Origin of the sequence: Rhizobium sp. 62_C5_N11_2, from assembly GCF_051811185.1 — a bacterium.
In the GTDB taxonomy this organism is placed as follows: Bacteria; Pseudomonadota; Alphaproteobacteria; order Rhizobiales; family Rhizobiaceae; genus Rhizobium; species Rhizobium leguminosarum.
On sequence record NZ_JBPWPW010000002.1, the window covers coordinates 415,120 to 432,851 of the forward strand.

At 60.2% G+C, this 17,732-nt stretch carries 3 protein-coding genes (1 of these 3 running past the window's edge); all 3 read right to left on the reverse strand.

Going from position 1 to position 17,732, the window contains the following annotated elements; translation table 11 throughout:
• Tightly spaced (each overlapping or abutting the next), the 3 genes in view from AB8B31_RS25580 to AB8B31_RS25590 form a layout consistent with a single transcriptional unit that may run on beyond the window.
• Positions 1 to 924 carry an efflux RND transporter periplasmic adaptor subunit gene (locus AB8B31_RS25580; RefSeq protein WP_439007554.1) on the reverse strand — a complete coding sequence of 308 codons (924 nt, stop codon included), beginning with the start codon at positions 922 to 924 and terminating at the stop codon, positions 1 to 3.
• Entirely contained in the window at positions 908 to 1,093 is a 186-nt protein-coding gene (locus AB8B31_RS25585) for a DUF3467 domain-containing protein (protein ID WP_439007555.1), read from the reverse strand. The genes AB8B31_RS25580 and AB8B31_RS25585 overlap by 17 nt, the downstream gene beginning before the upstream one ends.
• Positions 1,090 to 17,732 carry the 3' portion of an Ig-like domain-containing protein gene (locus tag AB8B31_RS25590; RefSeq protein WP_439007589.1) on the reverse strand. Its footprint extends 11,380 nt past the window's final position, so 16,643 of the gene's 28,023 nt are visible here — the last part of the coding sequence; its start codon lies beyond the right edge, outside the window; its stop codon occupies positions 1,090 to 1,092. The genes AB8B31_RS25585 and AB8B31_RS25590 overlap by 4 nt, the downstream gene beginning before the upstream one ends.

Sequence of the window (17,732 nt, forward strand, 5' to 3'; positions counted from 1 at the left end):
TCATTCCATCGTTTCTCGCATCACATTGACATAGGCGGCGCCATTGCCCTCCGACCCCTCGGCGGCAGGGCGGGCATGAAACTTCACGGTGCATTGAAGTCCGGCCGGTATCTTCCCATCGGGGTTGTCGAGCTTCAACCTGACGCCGAAGGTCGCGCTCGCTGCATCGATGAAGGGGTCGACCAGCAAGACGCTGGCAACGAACTGTCCAGCCACTTCCTTCGGAGTTACCTCAGCGAGATCGCCGAGCTGCACGTGGCCGAAGTGCTCCAGCGGCAGATAGACTTCCACGTAAAGTGGATCCACGCGAAGAATGCTGAGGACATGCGCCTGATCGTGAAGATACTCGCCAGGCGATAGCGACCGTTCAACGACAATCCCGTCGAAGGGGCTGCGAATGATGCGCTGCTCGACAAGCGTTTCGGACCGCGCGGCCTCAAGTTGCGCCATTTGGAGGTTAAGTTCGGCCTCGCGCACCGCCTGCACCGAAAGCTTAAGATCCGTATCGGTTTCGTCACGGCTCTCCTCCGGCGCTGCGGCTGCCTTGGCAAGCCGGGTCAGGCGTTGTGTCTTCCTGGAGAGAAATTCGAGCCGGGACGTGGTGGAGCGGATTTCGTGGTCGTTTTCGGCGCGGGCACGGGCGACAGCAAGCGCTGCGCGCTCGACGTCGGCATCAAGCTCGGCAACGATCTGACCGGTTTTCACATGGCTGCCGCGGTCAACATAGACGTTTTTGACAAGTCCCGATACCGAGGCGCCGAGCTTGGCCTGCGCACTCGCCTCGATGAGACACGACGCGTTGAAGGGCGCTTCGTCCTGCGCCAGAGCTGGGTCTGGTACAACACTAACGGCGGGCAGCGCCAGCGATGCCGCCATCGCCAAGCCGGAAATGCGCGAAGATCTGTATCTAGTGCAATTCTCCATAGCGCCTCTCGTGCTCGTCGATGAGTTTCGTCATGAGGTCCCTGAGGCGCTTTGCGGCGAACGGGCTCAAGACGATCCGGTGGTGCAGCTCGATTTCGAGATCCCGCCGGGGACGATCCCAATTGTGATTTGTCCCGAAAGGTGTCGGGTTCTTCGCCAGACTGTTCATATTCGCCTCCTGTCCTGTTCCGAGGTCGACGCAATTCTGATCCCCGCGTTCGGATTGTGAGCCGCAAGCGCGTTCACAACGAAAGGAAAGGCCCATTTCGGATCTGCCACGGGCGGCGTGCTTCCGGGTGCTGGTGCCGACATCGGCGCATTCAGCTTGATTTGCGGGCCACCTGCGTCTGAAGAGGGCGAGCCTCCGCCGCCAAACAGGCTCCAGCCGGGCATCGCGCCTGCGGCATCCGGGAGCGAAAGCTCGTCGGTATGCGGCGATGCCGCCTTGATGGCAGAACTGACCTCGGTGCCGACGGTCGCAGCTAATTGTTGCGGGGGTGTTGAAGCGACGATCTCGACCGCACTGAGTTGCCCCGATGGGCTGGCATCTGGCACTGCGGGTGCAGGAATCTTGGCTGAAACATCGTCTCGAACGGAGCGCTGTTCCAGGGATGTCAGTCGTATTGTGTCGACGCTCGGAAACTGCACCTTCACTTTGCCGGGGATTGCCGGAATCTCGCGCTGATCACAGCCATCGATCTCCAGCTGCAGCGTAGTCGCATCGGATTTCGTGATCGTCCCGCTGAGATCGAAATCGGCGATGGTCAGCGGATTGATCAATGGCCAGGCGGCAAATCCGCGCCCTCGGTTTGCTGCTTCGCCCGAGATGAGCTTCACGTCGGCTTTGGTGTAGGTCGCATCCCTGTTTGCGTCGCCGATATAGCCTACGACTTGCAGTGCGTCGTCGCCAATCACCTTGCCCTGCGAGCTGTTGACGCTTTCGACCGTCACATGCAGGAGCTGCGCTTCTCCGTAGAAGGCTGTGACCGGCACGTAGGCCGTCAGCGAGACGATCTCAAGCGAACCGCTCTTGAGAGCCTTTGTCGTCGAGATCGTGACACGGGCCTGCCTCGTTCCATCCGCCTTTGGCTGGTCGCTAAAAGTAAGTTTCGAGCCCTTCGGCAGGTCGGTTCCAGAGGTGGCACCGGTGATCGTCAACAGCGCCGGATCGTAGTCGATCGCGAAAACGAGGGATTTCACGCCGCCGACACTGCTGAACGTGACCGGGAGGCCCATTTTGCGTCCCAGGATGTCGATGATCTGACCCGGACCGCGCATGAAGTCGCTGAGGCTGATGAAGCCGGTCGCCTTTTCCCGCTTGACTTCGAAGGTAGCGATGAAATTGTCGCCGGGCGTACCGTCATGATTGCCGTCGAGGTTGCCGTAGCCGTCGTGCAAAGCGTTGGCGCCGCTGCGCAACACGACGCGATAGCAATCTTCCTGCAATGGCCCGGATGGGTCGCAGGAGTAATCCAGGCCGCCGGTCTGGATGAAAACAAAGCCCGCGCCGTCCGCATCGACGACGATGGAGCCATCGATGGTCCCGGACCTTTGCCCGATCAACTGAACATCGGCGGGACCAAGCGTCTTGCCTTCTCCGGGATAGAGGTTGAACGTCGACAGGTCGAAGGCATGGTTGAAGCGCACCTCAAACCCGGAGATGGTCGGCGTGAAGCGTTCGACCACCAGCCAGTCCGCCTCTGTCGTGACCTTCAGCACCGTTGGCGCCTTGAACGTTCCGTCTTCGTTGACGACACTGGCGCCAACGGAGAAGGTGCCGGCCCTGCGATAGACATGCGTCGCATTGGACGGGCTTTCATTCAGCGTTTCGATGAGGCCGTCACCCCAGTCGATCGTCCAGGAACGGATCGTGTCTTGCCCGGGATCAGATGCGGCAAGCGCGATCGTATACTGCTCACCCACGATCGCGCGGGCCGGGCCCGCAATCGTGATAACGGGCGCGACGTCGGCGACTTGGATGGAGAAGCTTTTCTCACTGGCCGCGCCCTTCGAGTCGATAACCCGAAGCGTGACGGCATGGGTGGCGTTGCCGTCGCGCGCCGCCCAGCGGAATGCGCCAGTCACGGCGTCGACCGTGGCGCCGTCCGGCCCGGTAACCAGCGAATAGGCGAACCTCTCTCCATGGTCGGGGTCGCTCACTGTCGGCATGAAGGCAATCGTATCGCCCTCCTTGACGCTGAGGTCTGGAAGGGGCCCGAATATCGGCCCGTCGTTCAGCCCCTTGATCGTGATCGTCACGCGTGCGGTCGACATCGTGCTGGAACGATCCTTGACCGAATAGGTGAAGCTGTCGGTCGCGATTCCGCCGGCGGCAAGGGCGGCAAAGGCGCCATTCGGATCGTAGGTATAGCTGCCATCGGCTGCCATTTTCAGCCGCGCACCCGAGACCAGGACGATCGTCTGGCCGACGGCCTGGCCGGAACCGTCGACGGCAACGACGTTCAGCGCATCGCCGTCGTCGGGGTCCTTGTCATTGGAGAGAACCCCGTTTTGGGCCGACACTGCGAGGGCGGTGTTCTGGTCCGTCGAAGCACCGTCATCGGCGGCTTGAGGAGCATCGTTGCGGCCGTTGATCGTTACCGTCACCATTGCGGTGGAGGCGGCACCTACGGCATCGCGGACGGTGTATCTGAAGACATCCTGTGCCTTTGCACCCTCTGCAAGATGTTCGAAGGCACGGTTCGGGTCATAGCCGAAGGTCCCGTCGGCATTCAGCGTGACCATTCCTTTCGTTCCAGTCGTATCGATGTTGACGACGAGGCTCTCGCCGGGATCGACATCGGAATAGGAGGGCGTCACCAGGACGGGTGGGCCGTCTTCCGATACCTCGCCGGAGAGAGCCTGCGCGACGGGCGCGTCGTTCACCGGTGTGATAGTGAGCCTGAATTCGTCGAAGGCTGAGAACTCGCCGTCGCTTGCCGTCACCCTGATGTCCAGGAACCCGTTGAAATTGAGGGGCGGCGTGCCCGAGAAGGCCCTGGTAACGGGGTCAAATGAAAGCCAGGCCGGGAGCGGGTCTCCATTTGAAAGCGATGCCGCAAAGCTGAGAGCATCGCCGTCCGGGTCGCTGAATACAGACGCAGGAAGGGCGAAGGTCCACGCGGTGTCTTCCGGCGAGGCCTGGTCGGCGATCGCAGCCACAACGACCGGCGCGCCGTTTGTCGACGTGACTTCGATGCGGACGGTCGCAATGTTGCTGACAGCCGTTCCGTCGCTGACGCGGTAGGAGAAACTGTCGCTTCCTGTGAAATTCGCGGATGCGGCATAGGTTACGGTGCCATCCGGATTGACGATCACCGTTCCCGAGGCGGGGGCGCTCATTATCGTGACTGCGAGCGCCGAACCTTCGGCGTCGCTATCGTTGGCGAGGATGGCAATGGCCTTCGATCCGTTCCTGGCGACCATTGCCGCATCGTCGACTGCAACCGGCGCGTCGTTGCGGCCGCGGATCGTGATCGTGACCCGTGCCGTCGATTGGGCACCGGCGGCATCAGCCATCGTATAGGCGAAGCTGTCGATTGCGGACTGGCCGTCGTCGAGGACCTCGAAAGCATCATTGGAATCATAGGCAAAGGTGCCGTCGGCGTTCAGGGTCAGCCTGGCGCCCGAGGTCAGCGTGACCGGCTGGCCGACTGCAACGGCAATGCCGTTGACGGCGACGACGGCCTTGCCGTCGCCGGTATCGACGTCGAGATCATTGGCAAGCACACTGTCCGGCAGGGTGACCGAGAGAATACTATCCTCATCAATCTCCGCGACATCGTTGACCGCGAGCGGCGAGTCATTCTGCCCGGTTATCGCGATCGTCACCACTCGGGTCGAGGAGAGGCCGCCTTGGTCGGTGACCGTATAGTGGAAGCTGTCGGTGGCGACGGCGCCCATCTTGAGCGTTTCGAAGGCTTCGTTCGGATCATAGGTGAAGGTGCCGTCAGCGTTGAGGGAGACGCTGCCCTTCGTGCTGGCTGTACCAAGGCTGAGAGTGTGGACATCACCCGCATCGATATCGGTGAAGACTGGCGCCACGATTACCGCCGGGCCGTCCTCCATCGCATGTGCGCTCACATCTTCGGCGAGCGGCGCATCGTTGACCGGCGTGACGGTCAGCGTCACGGTTGCGACGTTGCTCACGGCAATCCCGTCGCTGACCCGATAGGTGAAGCTGTCGGCGCCGAAGAAATTGTCCTTTGGCACATAGGTGAAGGTGCCGCCTGCACCCAGTGTCAGTGTCCCATTCGCCGGCCCTGTGACGAGCAACGGCGTCAGGCTGTTGCCGTCTGCATCCGTGTCGTTGACAAGAACCGGGATCGCGATACTGCTATCTTCAGCCACGGTAGCCGCGTCGTCTGTCGCAACAGGGGAGTGGTTTTCCGGGGCGTTGCCAGTGACGAACTCGACGTCGTCAATAACGATCTCACTGGCGACCGTCCCGAAACCGATCAGGTCGAAGTAGAGTTTCAGGGGGGTGTCTGTCGCGATTCCCGTGAGGTCGAACTCGACCGTGACGGGGCCGTCGGCAGGCACTCGACCATTCTGGTCAACGCCGGTCAAACGAATGCGCGAGGAGGCAAAGACGGTCCCGTCAGACTGGATGTTGAGGCTCGCATCGCTCTTCGAGAGGCTGTTGGCCGAAATGGGTTTTCCATCGGCGCCGATCAGAGCAAACTCAAAGGAGTCGCCAGGGTTGGCCTGGTTTGCGGTGAAACTAGCGCTTTTCAAGGTAAAGCGTATTGCCCGTGCGCTCTGGGGGACAGTGAATTCCTGTGTCGCCCGCGCTCCCGCGCGATCGCCCTCCGTCAGGGTCAAAGCGCCCGACTGGATCGCAGCCGAGCCGGTTAGCGTCCAGCCGAAATCAGGCGAGGGAGCATCAGCTTCGGCGAACGACCCGTTGACAAGGGCTTTGGGTTCCGTGTTGGCTGGGCCAACCAGCTCGGCGAGAAGCGCACTGAGGTGATATTCGGCCTCGATCGCATTTGCGACCGCTTCTGGAGCTGCAGTGAGAGCAGCTTTTAGTGCCGCGATGTCAGCAGCCGACGGGAGGCGCCTGACGCCGACCGGAAGGGTTGCTCCCATCACGCTGTCGGGTGCCGACGAGTGGCCGAGGCCGAGGACGTGACCGATCTCATGAATGGCGACGGTCAGCAGATCGATGTGCTTGGCTGCTTCAGTGCCGGGTTTGGCGAGGAAGAGGTTTGGATCAGCTGTTGCCTCGAACTCGCTGTTGTCCTCGGGGGTCGGATCGACGAACCAGCCGAGGCTAGCGGCATTGGTGTCGAAGGTTATGGAGTTGCCTGATGTTTGGGCAAGGCGGCCGGGAAGAAGATCCCTTACAATAGAAGGGCGTAAAGCTGAATCGGCGCTGAGATAGCCGGTGTATTCCCAGGTATCTATTGCGGTCGCTACGTTATCGGAGGCATCGGGAGCTTCAGTCGAAACATCCGGTAGAGTCAAATCGGGTGAAAGCTCCGCACGTAGTGCTGTTTCCAACACGGGTATCTCATATTCCCCGTTCAGGAGAAATTTTTCTACGTTGTAGACAGATGCCCAAGTCCATCCAAAATAGACTATCTCCCATCCATCTGCCGTCTCCCTTCTCGCCACCGCACCAACATTGTTCGGAGCCGCGATAACGTTCAGTATATCGCTTCCTCCTCCGCCATCGATCACAATTGGTGATCCGAGGGGAAGAGTGGGGGGCGAAAGTCCTAAGCTTTCAAGAGATATTGTGTTGTTATTCTGATCTCCAAACGCAAATCCAGACTGAAATTTTATTTTTGAGGAAGTGGTAATATCAATAGAATCTCCAGAGTATATCTGTCCTTCTTTTAATGATTTGCCGAAGGAGCTTGTTGAGAAGGGGCTGTGGCTGTTGGCGTCCATCGCGAATGAAGATATTTTGACTATATCTTGCAGATAGTACGTCTCGTTGTGTTGAGGACCAAAGATTGATTTCGGGTAGTCGATAAGTCCGAGGTCGGCATCGATCGTTATCTTGGTAGTAAAATTGAACTTTGGCATGAGGAATGGAATTATCCCCTCATGTCCTGCTGAAGACAGGGCACTCTTTAGCAAATATACGCTTGGATCGTCATGGCCAACGACGTTTGACGCAATTGGTGACAGAAGTCCTAAAAATGGAACAGGGTCCAATTTGTGGTTTATTGTCGTTATGCGATTATCTCTAGTGTTTATTTCGGCGCCAGGAGAGCCAATAGAAATTGCCATAACGTTGTACATTGAGCTTGGAAGATCACTAAGCAGGTAGTGAACCATAGCTGCGCCCAAGCTATGTCCTGCTACCAAAATGTTCACATCAGGGTTGTCATTCAAATATTTCTTAATGGCCGATACTAGTGGTTCAAATTTTTCGTAGTGAGTCTTGAAATCAAGGTAGTCAAGAAAGTCGCTCGTTTGATCTGAGCCACGGAAGACAATTGCGAGAGTTTCAGTGCCATTGATGTTTCCACCCAGCAAAAGTGCATTTGCCTCGGGAACTTGCTCTTCAAGTCTCGTCCCCAAATACGAGTCAAGCTGCTGGCTATTTTCGAGATCCGAGCGAAAAGCAGCCTGATAATGCCCGCCGACGAGTGAATATCTTATATTGCCAATGCCGTAATCAGCAGGCAGGAGCCCAAGCTCCGCTGCGGAAACCGCATGCCAGCCGCGAACGACAGCATTTCTTGCCGGTCCGAGAACCAGCTTTTCGAGTTCGTCTTCTGTCGCTTCAGTGGCTAAAGGATCTCGAGGAGCGAATTTATCCCGCGCAGGCCCATAACTTTCAACCAATAGTCTGGAAAGTTCGGAGTCAATTCCGTCCGGAAGAGCAATGATAGTTTGTAACGGCTCGCTGTAAGCAATTTTTTCAATATTCTTTGTTTGAATTTTTACTTCAGGTCGATTTGACGTCGCTGATTTTACAATGGTAGTCAGCGTGTCATTCCAGGTTTCTCCATATTCGACGTTTATTTTGTAATCATCCGGTGATCCTGGAAGTATTAACGTGTCGTAGCCATTTCCGCCGTCGATGGTGTTGGAAAAGTTGAACATTCCGCCCGCATTAATGGGCTCCAGAGAGATTGTAACCTCGTCGTTGCCGTCCTGCCAGTTATACAGATCAGCGCCGCGCTGAATTGCGGTTCGCTGGGAGGGCGTCAAGCTTTGGATATCGGTGAAATCAATTCTATTCCAAGCCGACGTAAAAAGCGCCCAATCCTGAATTGCCATTCCTTTCGGCGTCCCGCCCAGCAGGATCGGCCCGTTTTTGCTGTCCGACGCGGAGGCGCGCAGCACGCCGGACCACACGGCGAGATCCGCCCTTGTATCTATCTGCGTGTTCACGCCGGTCCGCACACCAGTAAATGGGTCAAATAGGACAGCGGTTGGCTCCAGGTCGTCTATTGCCCAGTTATAGGTCGGCAAGCGGCCCCCGACGGGGCTTTTCAGGGACTGTTCGAGTTGCGCTAAGAGTGCCGGGACATCGAAGCCCAGAACCGCACCGTTGCCTGTATAGGTTCCGTACAGATACTTGCCGTCGGCCGACAGCGCAACGCTGCTGCCGAAAGAGTAGGGGATCATTCGCGTTGCGGCTACCAGTCCCTTAGGCCCTGTCATGGTCGGAAAGAGGGCAAAGGGATCGCGAATGATACCGATGTTGCTGCCGGCGGGCTCAAGAGGATTGGCGTCCGGATCGTGGGATGGGTCGCCTTGAATAAAGCGATTGTAGCCGTAGACGAAGCCGTAGCGAAGATCGCTGGTGAAGACGACATCGCTCGCATTGTTGACGTCGAAACTATCGGCATTGTCCGGAGCGAACGGTGACTCGAGGGTGATTGGAACCTGCCCCTGAAGCTTCCAGATGTTTCCATCCTTCTTCAAAAGCACCAGGCCGGTGCCGTCAGAGGACCGGTTCGTCACTGCAATAAGCTGCTCCCCATTTGGTCCACTCACCGTTCGGACCGCAAACAGCTCCTGGAGACCCGGCGCGCTTAGCTCGGTGTATCGTCCCTGCGAGAAGACGCGACCGACCTCACCGGCCGCTGCGACGAGAGCTGCCACATCGGGCAAGTCCACTATGACCAGCTTACCTGGCGCTGTTGCGGTACTGGTGCCAGTCAGAAAGCGGTTCGGAGCGGCGACCACGAGCTGACGCCCATCCGGGGTGAGCTTGAGGTCCCGCAGCCCAAAATGCTGAATGCCACTTCCAGTTTCGCTGCTGACGTCTTCGACGACGATGGTCCCTACATGCTGGTTGTAGGTCGCTGACCTGGGATCAATGTCGATGACATAGATCGCTCCGCGATTCATATCGCTCACATAAGCCCATCTGTCCGTTGGATCGATGGCGATATCCCACGGTGCGGCCCCGGGTGCGTTGACGAGCGTGATGGAGTTAACGCCATCGGTGGACGGCTTCGATGGATTGTCGGGAAGCACGTCTATCTGACGCAATTGCATCGTATCGACAACCGCGATACCACCGCTGCGTAGCGTGACATAGGCGCGGGCGTTGTCGCCCGTGATTGCGACCCGATTCGGCATCACATTGTTTCCGGCGATGGGCTTTCCGCTATCATCGAGACGACCGAGCGGGATTCGAGCAATCAATTGTGGAAGAACGTTGTCTCCTTCGCCCGTCGGACGAATGACGGCCAACTGATCCGCGGTGCCATTTTCGTACGTACCACCTGGCACAGCGACGAAGACATTCTGGACCTGGGGCTCAAGAAGCTGCCAATCCGAATAGACAGTCGTTGCGTCCCAGAAGGAGCCCGACAAACCGCTGTCTTGCGCGTAGCTCGAGCGAGGTCCGGTGAGTTCCTCATTCGTGAGCACATAATTGAGGCGGGCCACCTGGAATGGCGTTGAACCCAGAGCCATGGTTGGCGGGACCCGCACCCAGAGTTCGCCGTTCTCCATCCGCGTCGGACGGACCAGCATGCCTTCGCTGATCGAGATGAATTCTTCAGCCTCTCTGCCCAGAATGATGTCGCGCACTTCCAGTTCATCGGCATAGCCGAAGAGTACCCGAAGATGGTCGAGTGATGCACCGGCAAGTTCCGGAGCGCCCGGCTCATTCCAGACGAAGCGATCCCCTTTTAGAACCAGCCAGGACTCCATTCCATTTCCCTTGTCCGCGAGTTCGACGCGTGCAGAGGTAATGGTAGGAGTATGATAGAAGTCGTCATCCGGATCGATGTCGATGTTGAAGTTGGTGCCTACGGTGTTGACTGCCCCCGGAACCACTTGCACATTAATTGTCGTCGTAATCAGGTTTCCGTCCAGTGCTCGTGCGGCGGCCGTGATTGCCTTGTTGCCGCTCGATAGTGAAATTGGCACCAGTTTGCCAGCGGCTCCGACCAGAACGTCGCCAACCTGCGTATAGATGTATTGCTGAACAACGCCGAACGAGGCGCCGAGGTCGGCCACAACCGTACCTATCATTGTAGGATCAATTGCGGCGGCCATGTAGGTACCGCCGAATTCGATGCCGCTCCAGATCGGAGACGCGGTACGAGCGAAACCGTTCTCGTCAACAAACCCACTATCGACCTCAAGCCAGCCCTGCTGGACGCCCTGCGCGGTTGCAAAGTCCGTCAACCGATAAAACCGAACCTCGCGCCCTGCTGCCAGCCCGGTCGGGATCGCAAGCTGAGCCGGTTCATTCAAGACCGCACCCTGCATGTCCAGGACAAATGCGGCACCGAAATCATAGCCCTGATCCTGGGGCAGGACAGGAATAGGCAGGCTTTGGCGGGAAATTCCAGAAAGCGCTACAGTTATCTCGCGATTGAGTGACCCGGATGCAATTGCAATCTGATGCCCCTCTGTACTCTCGATCACAGCGCCTTCGTGCCCAACCAAGGTCGCCCCAACTTGTGCCGCCATGACTTTGACGGAGATCTTGGCTTCTGCCATCTTGTAGGTTGCGGTGATGGTAACCTCGCCGGCAGCAAGGGCCCGTATGAGACCATCGGCCGAAACCTCGACGATGCCGGGCTTGTCGACGAAATAGCGGGTACCATGCGTTGCAGCGGCGACATTTGAGCTTGCGTCTTGCGGGTCAGTGAACAGCTTGATCTGCCTAGTACCGCCGTTCGCTGAGAGCGTTACTGAGTCCGGATAGATGTCGGCGCCGAACGAAGATAGCAGGTAGTCGTCATAGGTCTCAACACTTCCGACCATATAGGCTGTTGCTGCCGTCAGTCCGCTTCGCGATGCTACGATCGTCCCAGAGCCGCTAGCCTTGCCGACCAGAGAGCCGTTCAAGACACCTGCGGTCGGACTGGTCGTGAACACGTTCAGATACGACGCGGGCAGTAGTACGCCTGTTTCATCGGCGAAGTCACCCAGCCATTGCAGTGCCAAACGCTCGCCGACGTTTATGCGGGGCTGGGGTGCCTGGAAGGCGAGTTTCAGTAGCGCGGCATCCGACACATTGATAGCAATCGTGACAGGGGCCGAGCTTTGATAGCCGTCGTCGGCAACAATGGTGAAGCTTGCCTGGCCTGCAAAACCTGTCTCTGGCGTAAAGAGGATTGACTTCCCATCCGAGGCCATATGGGCCGTGCCGTGTGTTGCGCCGAGCAAGCGCACGAAAGTCGCATCATTCTCTGGATCGTCGATGAGATTGCCGACGGAAGCGACAAGTTCGAGATCCTCGTGCGTTTTGAAACTGCCGGCGATGACAAGCGGACGCTGGTTCGGGCGGTATCCGAGATTCTGAAAGAGCAGCTGGGTATCGGCGCTGTCGATCCTGCCGTCCTGGTTGGCGTCGGCGCTCGCGACATAGCCTGCCTGTCCGGCCGTCGTCCCCTTGGCTGCGAAGGCGAGGGCGGCATCGGTTCCGTCGACCTTGCCGTCGCGGTTGGCATCGCCGGCAACGAAGAGTTCCAGGGTGTAGGCACCCGCGCTCTGGGCATTCGCACCGCGGATGCTGAGAAGTTTGAGGCCGGCCTGGTCGATCTTGTAGAGCGCGAAGGCGCCGGCGGCATCGGTGCGGCTGGCGACCAAAGTGGCCCCCTGCAGCTCCGGCAGGGCGAATGCAGCTCCGCCGCCGGCGCTCGGTTTCAGGAGGACGCCGAGATAGAGGGAGCCGCCGTCGGTCGCATCGAGTTCGGACGGACGGATGTTGAAGGTCAGACGGTCGGTGCCGCCTGGCGCGAGAACGCCGGAATGGGCGCCGGCAAGATAGCCGGTCGCAACACCGAGGTCGGCGGTGACGGGAAGGGACGTTCCTGATGCGTCGATCACGACGCCGGGGGTGCCGGTGCCGCCTATCAGCACAAGCCGATGATCGGCATTGTAGCCATAGGTTCTCGACGTCGCCCCGATCAGGTCACGGACGAGCGTCAGGTTGCCCTCGCCATCGTAAAGATAGGCGAACGAGCGCCCGTCGGTCGTGACCGCACGCGTAATGCCGTGTTCGCCGCCGGTGAAGGCGATGCCCTGGCCGTCGGCGGCAAAGATGCCGCTATCGGCGACGTTCAGTCGCACGCTATCCGCGAACTCGATCGAGGTCACGCCGGCGGCACCATCGACGGCGTAGACCGTTCCGTCGGGGCCGGTGAGTTCGAAGTCGTCGCGACCGTCGAGTCCGGATGGGTTGAAGGGCCGCCCGCTTGCCAAATCATAGAAGCGGTCACCGACGCGCGAGAGTTCGCTGTTAGCCACCCGCAGGCTAAAAGCCACGCCGGCATCGGCGCGGAAGGATGGCGTATAATATGTGAGGCCGGGGATGCGATGCTCCTCGGCCTCGAAGGTGAAGCCCACGCGTTCGCCGGTCGGCAGCGTGACATAGACGCGCGTTCCGTTGCGGAACGCGGCGGCAGGACCGGGACTCTGCTGGCTTGCAGGCGCCACGTCGGTATCGACGCGCACGTCCTTCAGTGCGAGATGCCAGCCATTCCCGAAACTGCCGGCCTCGTTGCGTCCCAGCGGATCATAGACGCGCGTCAGCGCGACCTGGTGGCCGGACAGCGTGATGGTGAGGTCGGTCTCGGCTCGGGGCAACGGTTTGACGCTGTTGATTTCGATCTGCGTTTCGACGCGCGCTGTGCGGCCGGCGATGTCGACCGCGGTGAGCCTCAGGCTGTAGGTGCCATTTGAAAACTGTGCAGGATCGAGCTGGGCAAGCGCGGAATTGGCAAGCGGGCCGCTTCCATCCGCGATGCTTCGCCAGTTGGCGGTCCCGAATTCTGCGATCTCGAGGCGCCAGCTGTCGAGGTTCGTATCGACGATGGAACCGAGAATATCTGCCTTGCTGTCAAACCGCTTGCCGGCGATCGTGGCGCCGAACGAAACCTGGGGCGCAACCATGTCAGCCGGATCGCGCACTCGGAGAATGGACGTGCGGGTCCCAACGAGGCCGTCGGCATCGGTTGCGGTTGCGACGATCTCGCTCTGCCCGGGCAGGCCTGCCGTGATACGCGCACGCCCCTGGCTGTCGATCGCGAGCAATTGTCCGTTGTGACGCAGCTCGAGCTTGGTGATGTCGGCAAATCCGGTGGCGATCACATGCACGAGGATGTCCTGGCCCGGAACGGCCGGGAAGCTCGGCGTCTGTTCGATGACGATACGAGGCAGGTCTGGCATCGTCGTTGCGCGCAGGACAACCGGCTCCATCACGCTCGTCTGCCCGTCGGACAGGCTTGCAAGCACGAGATAGTCGCCGGCCTGGCCGGGTCCCGGCGTCCAGCGGATCTCGCCGGTCGCCGCATTGAGGGTTGCGCCTTCGGGGAGACCGGACGCGGCATAGGTCAGCGTGTTCTGGCTGTCTGGATCGGAACCCGAAAGATGGAAGACGAGTTCGCTGCCGAGCACGACCTGGTGGTCGGAGACCTTGAGCACCGGCGGGCGGTTAGTGTCTGCAATGCTGATCTCGAGATCAAGGGTCGAAAGCGCGCCCGACGGGTCGGTGGCGCCGAAGCGGATCGTGTAGTCTCCGGCCTGGCTGTAACCCGGCGTCCAGGTGAACTTGCCGGTCTTGCGATCGAAGCGGGCGCCTTGCGGCAGGGGAGACAGGACGGAATAGACAGCCGGATCCTGGTCGATATCGCCCGACAGAATTGAAAACGCCATCTCGGCGCCTTCGCGGCCGGCCTGCGGGAACATTGGCACCAGTTCAGGCGCACGATTGACGTTTTCGACCTTGAACGTGATCGTCTCCGAACTCGATTTGTTGCCGTCGGAGGCGGTGATCACAATCCCCGCATAGTCACCGGCGGCAAGATAGTTCGGGGTCCATAACAGGAGGCCTGTCTTGGCGTCGAACGATGCTCCGCCCGGCAGGTTGGTCACGGAGAAGGTGATCGCGTCATTGTCTGGATCGATGGCCTTGAGTTGCAGGCTGAAGGCGCTGCCTTCGGTCAGTGATTGGCTCCCGACGGGCAGCAGCACGGGGGCGGCATTGGCGCTGCGCACGACGAGCCGGATCGCCTGCTCATCAAACAGTGGCGCATAGGCGCCGCCATTGCCGTCGTCGGTGATCCGGAACGTGACTGTGCGTTCGCCGATGTCGCCGGCCGACGGCGTCCAGTCGACCCTGGCCGTGCCATAGGTGGCAAGCGGCGTGATCGACATGCCGGCAGGCATGTTGGTGCCCGAGAAGATAAGGCCCGCCTGATCGGGATCGCGCGCCCTGATGACGAAGCTGAGCGTCTGGCCGGCGACGGCGACCTTGTCGCCGATGACGTCGAACAATGGTCTCTCGTTGGGTGCGACGACGGAGGTTATGAAACTTGCCACTGTTGTTCGGATATCGGCCTTGCCCTCGACGCCGCCGTCGTCGGTTGCCCGAATAGTGACGAGATAGTTGCCGCGGTCGTGGTCGCCGGGCGTAAAGCGGATGACACCGTGGTTTGCCGCGGTCTTGACGAAGGTTGCCAGGCCTCCGGCTGTCGTCAGTTCCACCGGGGTCGTATCGACTGCCAGTCCGCCTGCCGTCGGCTGGCGGCTGAGATAGACCGACCAGGTCAACGGGTCTCCGTCGGGGTCCGATACGTCGATCGGGATTTCGAGAATATCGCCGCGATTGACGCTCTGGTTGACCGGCGTCGGCACGACCGGTGCACGATTGGCATTGACGACATCGACAATGATATTGCGCACGGAGATAGCCGGCGCCAGGCCGTCACCGCTGTCGGTCGCCGTCAGGCGTAAGGTGTAGCGCCCGGCCTGGGCATAACCGGGTGTCCAGCTGAAGAGACCGGTCACCGCATCGAAGCTTGCGCCTTGCGGCAGACCCTCGATGGCGTAGCTGACGGTCGGTGCGGCTCCGTCGAGAGGCGTCAGGCTGCCGTCGGTCTTGCGATCCTGCGGCACGAATCCCGGATTGTCCGGATCGAAGGCGAAGGCGCGGAAGGCCAGCGGTTGATTTTCGAGCAGGCGGAACGGTCCGAGCTCGTCGAAGACGGGGGCTCCATTGGCATTGACAACGGTAAAGGTCGTGGTGATCTCGGTGGTGTTCGTCCCGTCGCTGACGCTGAAGGGTATGATATAGGTGCCGGCCTGCGTGAAGCTCGGCGTCCATTCGAAGGCGCCGGTCGCCGGATCGAGGAAGGCGCCGCCAGGGAGAAGGGCGCTGGAGAAGGTCAGCGCGTCGCCCTCTGCATCGTCGGCACGCAGGCGAATGCGGATCGGATCGCCTTCGCGCATAGTGCGGTCGACGACCGGAGCGAAGGTCGGCGCCTGGTTGCCCGGCTCGACCAGCAGTGTGAAACTGCGCAAGACGGTATTGACGCCATCGGTCACGCCGAAGACCACGCCGTCATAGGTGCCGGCCTGGTTCCAGCCCGGCGTCCATTGCAAAAGGCCTGTCTCGGCATTCAGCACCGCGCCCGGAGGGAGCCGGTCGGCAAAATAATGCAGGCCGTCACCATCCGGATCAAATGCGTTCAGAGCCAGCGCAAAAGCCTCGCCTTCACGCAGGCGGATTTCGGCCGGAAGTTCCTGGACGACCGGCGTCTCATTGCCGCCGGCGACCAGGATCGCAAAGGCCTGCGTTGCATAGCTGCCGCGATTGTCATAGGCGCGCAGCACGACGCTGACCTGGGCGGGGCTGGCTGCCGTTGGCGACCAGGTCAGCAGGCCGGCACTGTCTAGGCTCATTCCGTCCGGTCCGTCGAGGAGCAGATAGGTGAAGGGATTTGCATCGGGATCGGCTGCTGCCAGTTGATAGGAATAGGCCTGACCGGCGGTCGCTGTCGTCACTGGTACCGAGGAGATGATTGGGGCGCGGTTGGCGGCGGGCACCGCAAAGACGCCATGCCCGATCGACAGATGCTGCAGCTGGGCGTTGCCGATCGTGACCGTCTGGATCGTGGTCGACGCGCCGGGCGGCAGGCGCCCATTCGTCAAGGCCTCGCCGAGATTGATGAACCAGAGCCCGCCGGCCTGGAGCGACGCGCCGATCGGCTGGCCCTGGAAATATTGCGATGGATCAAGGACGAGCGTGAGCGGCGCCAGGATGTCCGCATCACTGATATTGGTGATCCTGACGTCGTAGGAGACCGTGCCGTCAGCCCGGCTGGATCTGACCGTACCAAACTCGATCGACAGCAGTGCCGACAGGTCGCTGATGGCGGTGAACTCGCTTTCGAAGGCGGTGCCGAGTTCGCTACCTTGAATGCTCTTGACGTGCGCGCCGACGCTCAGCGCGTAATCCCCGAAGTCGAGAGGGTTGATCGAGAGATGAACGGTGCGTGTGGCGACATCGTAGCCTGCACTCTTGATCACGACGGTGCCGCCCAGCGCTTTCGTCAAAGTATAGTTGGCAAGATTGAGGACGGAACCGGCGTCCGTGCCGTCTCCTGACAACATGTCCTGGTCGAAGGTGACCGCAATCTCCGCAAAGGGCAGGGGGACAGCAGAGCCGTCCGCCGGGTTCGTGAACACCACTTTGGGCGCGACGATCGGGCTGATGACGTCGATCTGCTGGGATTGGGCGACGAGAATCCGGCCGTCGGAGGTGGTGGCGACTGTCTCGCCCCAGCTGCCGTTCAACGCGATCGTGACCTGCTGCAACGTGGCCAGATCGACCGCAATCAGCCTCGAACCGGATGTCTGGCCGTCGGCGAGATTGTTCGAAATGAACAGAAGCCCTTCGAGCGTCGTTCCCGTCTTGCCAAAGGCAATCGAATCCACTTCGGTTGAAAGAGACAGGATCCGGGTGGCGCGTCCCTTCTGATTGAAAGTAACGACGTCGCCGCGGTCTGGCCAGGTGGTGCCCCAAAGCTTGCCGTCCGGCCCGAAGGCGAGATCGTCGACACGCACCGCGCTGAACGCCGTGAACGTGTGCTTGACGGGATCGAAGATTTCGATCCCGCGTCCCGACGAGACATAGATCTTGCCGGTCGCCGGGTCGATTGCCAGTGCCTGGGTGATGCCGTCGCCGAAGCGAGCCTGGATGGCTCCCGTCGAAGCATCGAGGAGCAGCAGCGCGCCGCCGCCAGTCGTTGCCCAGAGCTGGCCCTCTTCATCGAAGGCGAGGTCGAAGACCGGTTCATTGAGGATTGCAATCGGCTGCCCGGCCTCGCCCCCCGTGCGGCTGAACTTGTAGATAGAGCCCCGATTTGCGCCCCCGCTTGCAAAGATGCTGCCGTCCGGGGCAACGACGATGGCGAGCGCGCCTATGCCGGCGTGGCTCTGGGGGATGTTCGATGCAAAGACCTGCGCACTGAAGGGCCGGATTGCTGTCCCGAATTCGGAGGGATTTGCAATCGGCGCCGGCGCCGGAATGGCCTGCTGGGCCTCGAGGAAGAGCGGGTTCGTCGACGGGGTCGGGGACGGTGCCG

Bases quoted from the DNA above. Each gene is read 5' to 3' on its own strand.
- AB8B31_RS25580 (WP_439007554.1), bottom strand. From the start codon at position 924: ATGGAGAATTGCACTAGATACAGATCTTCGCGCATTTCCGGCTTGGCG.
- AB8B31_RS25585 (WP_439007555.1), bottom strand. From the start codon at position 1,093: ATGAACAGTCTGGCGAAGAACCCGACACCTTTCGGGACAAATCACAAT.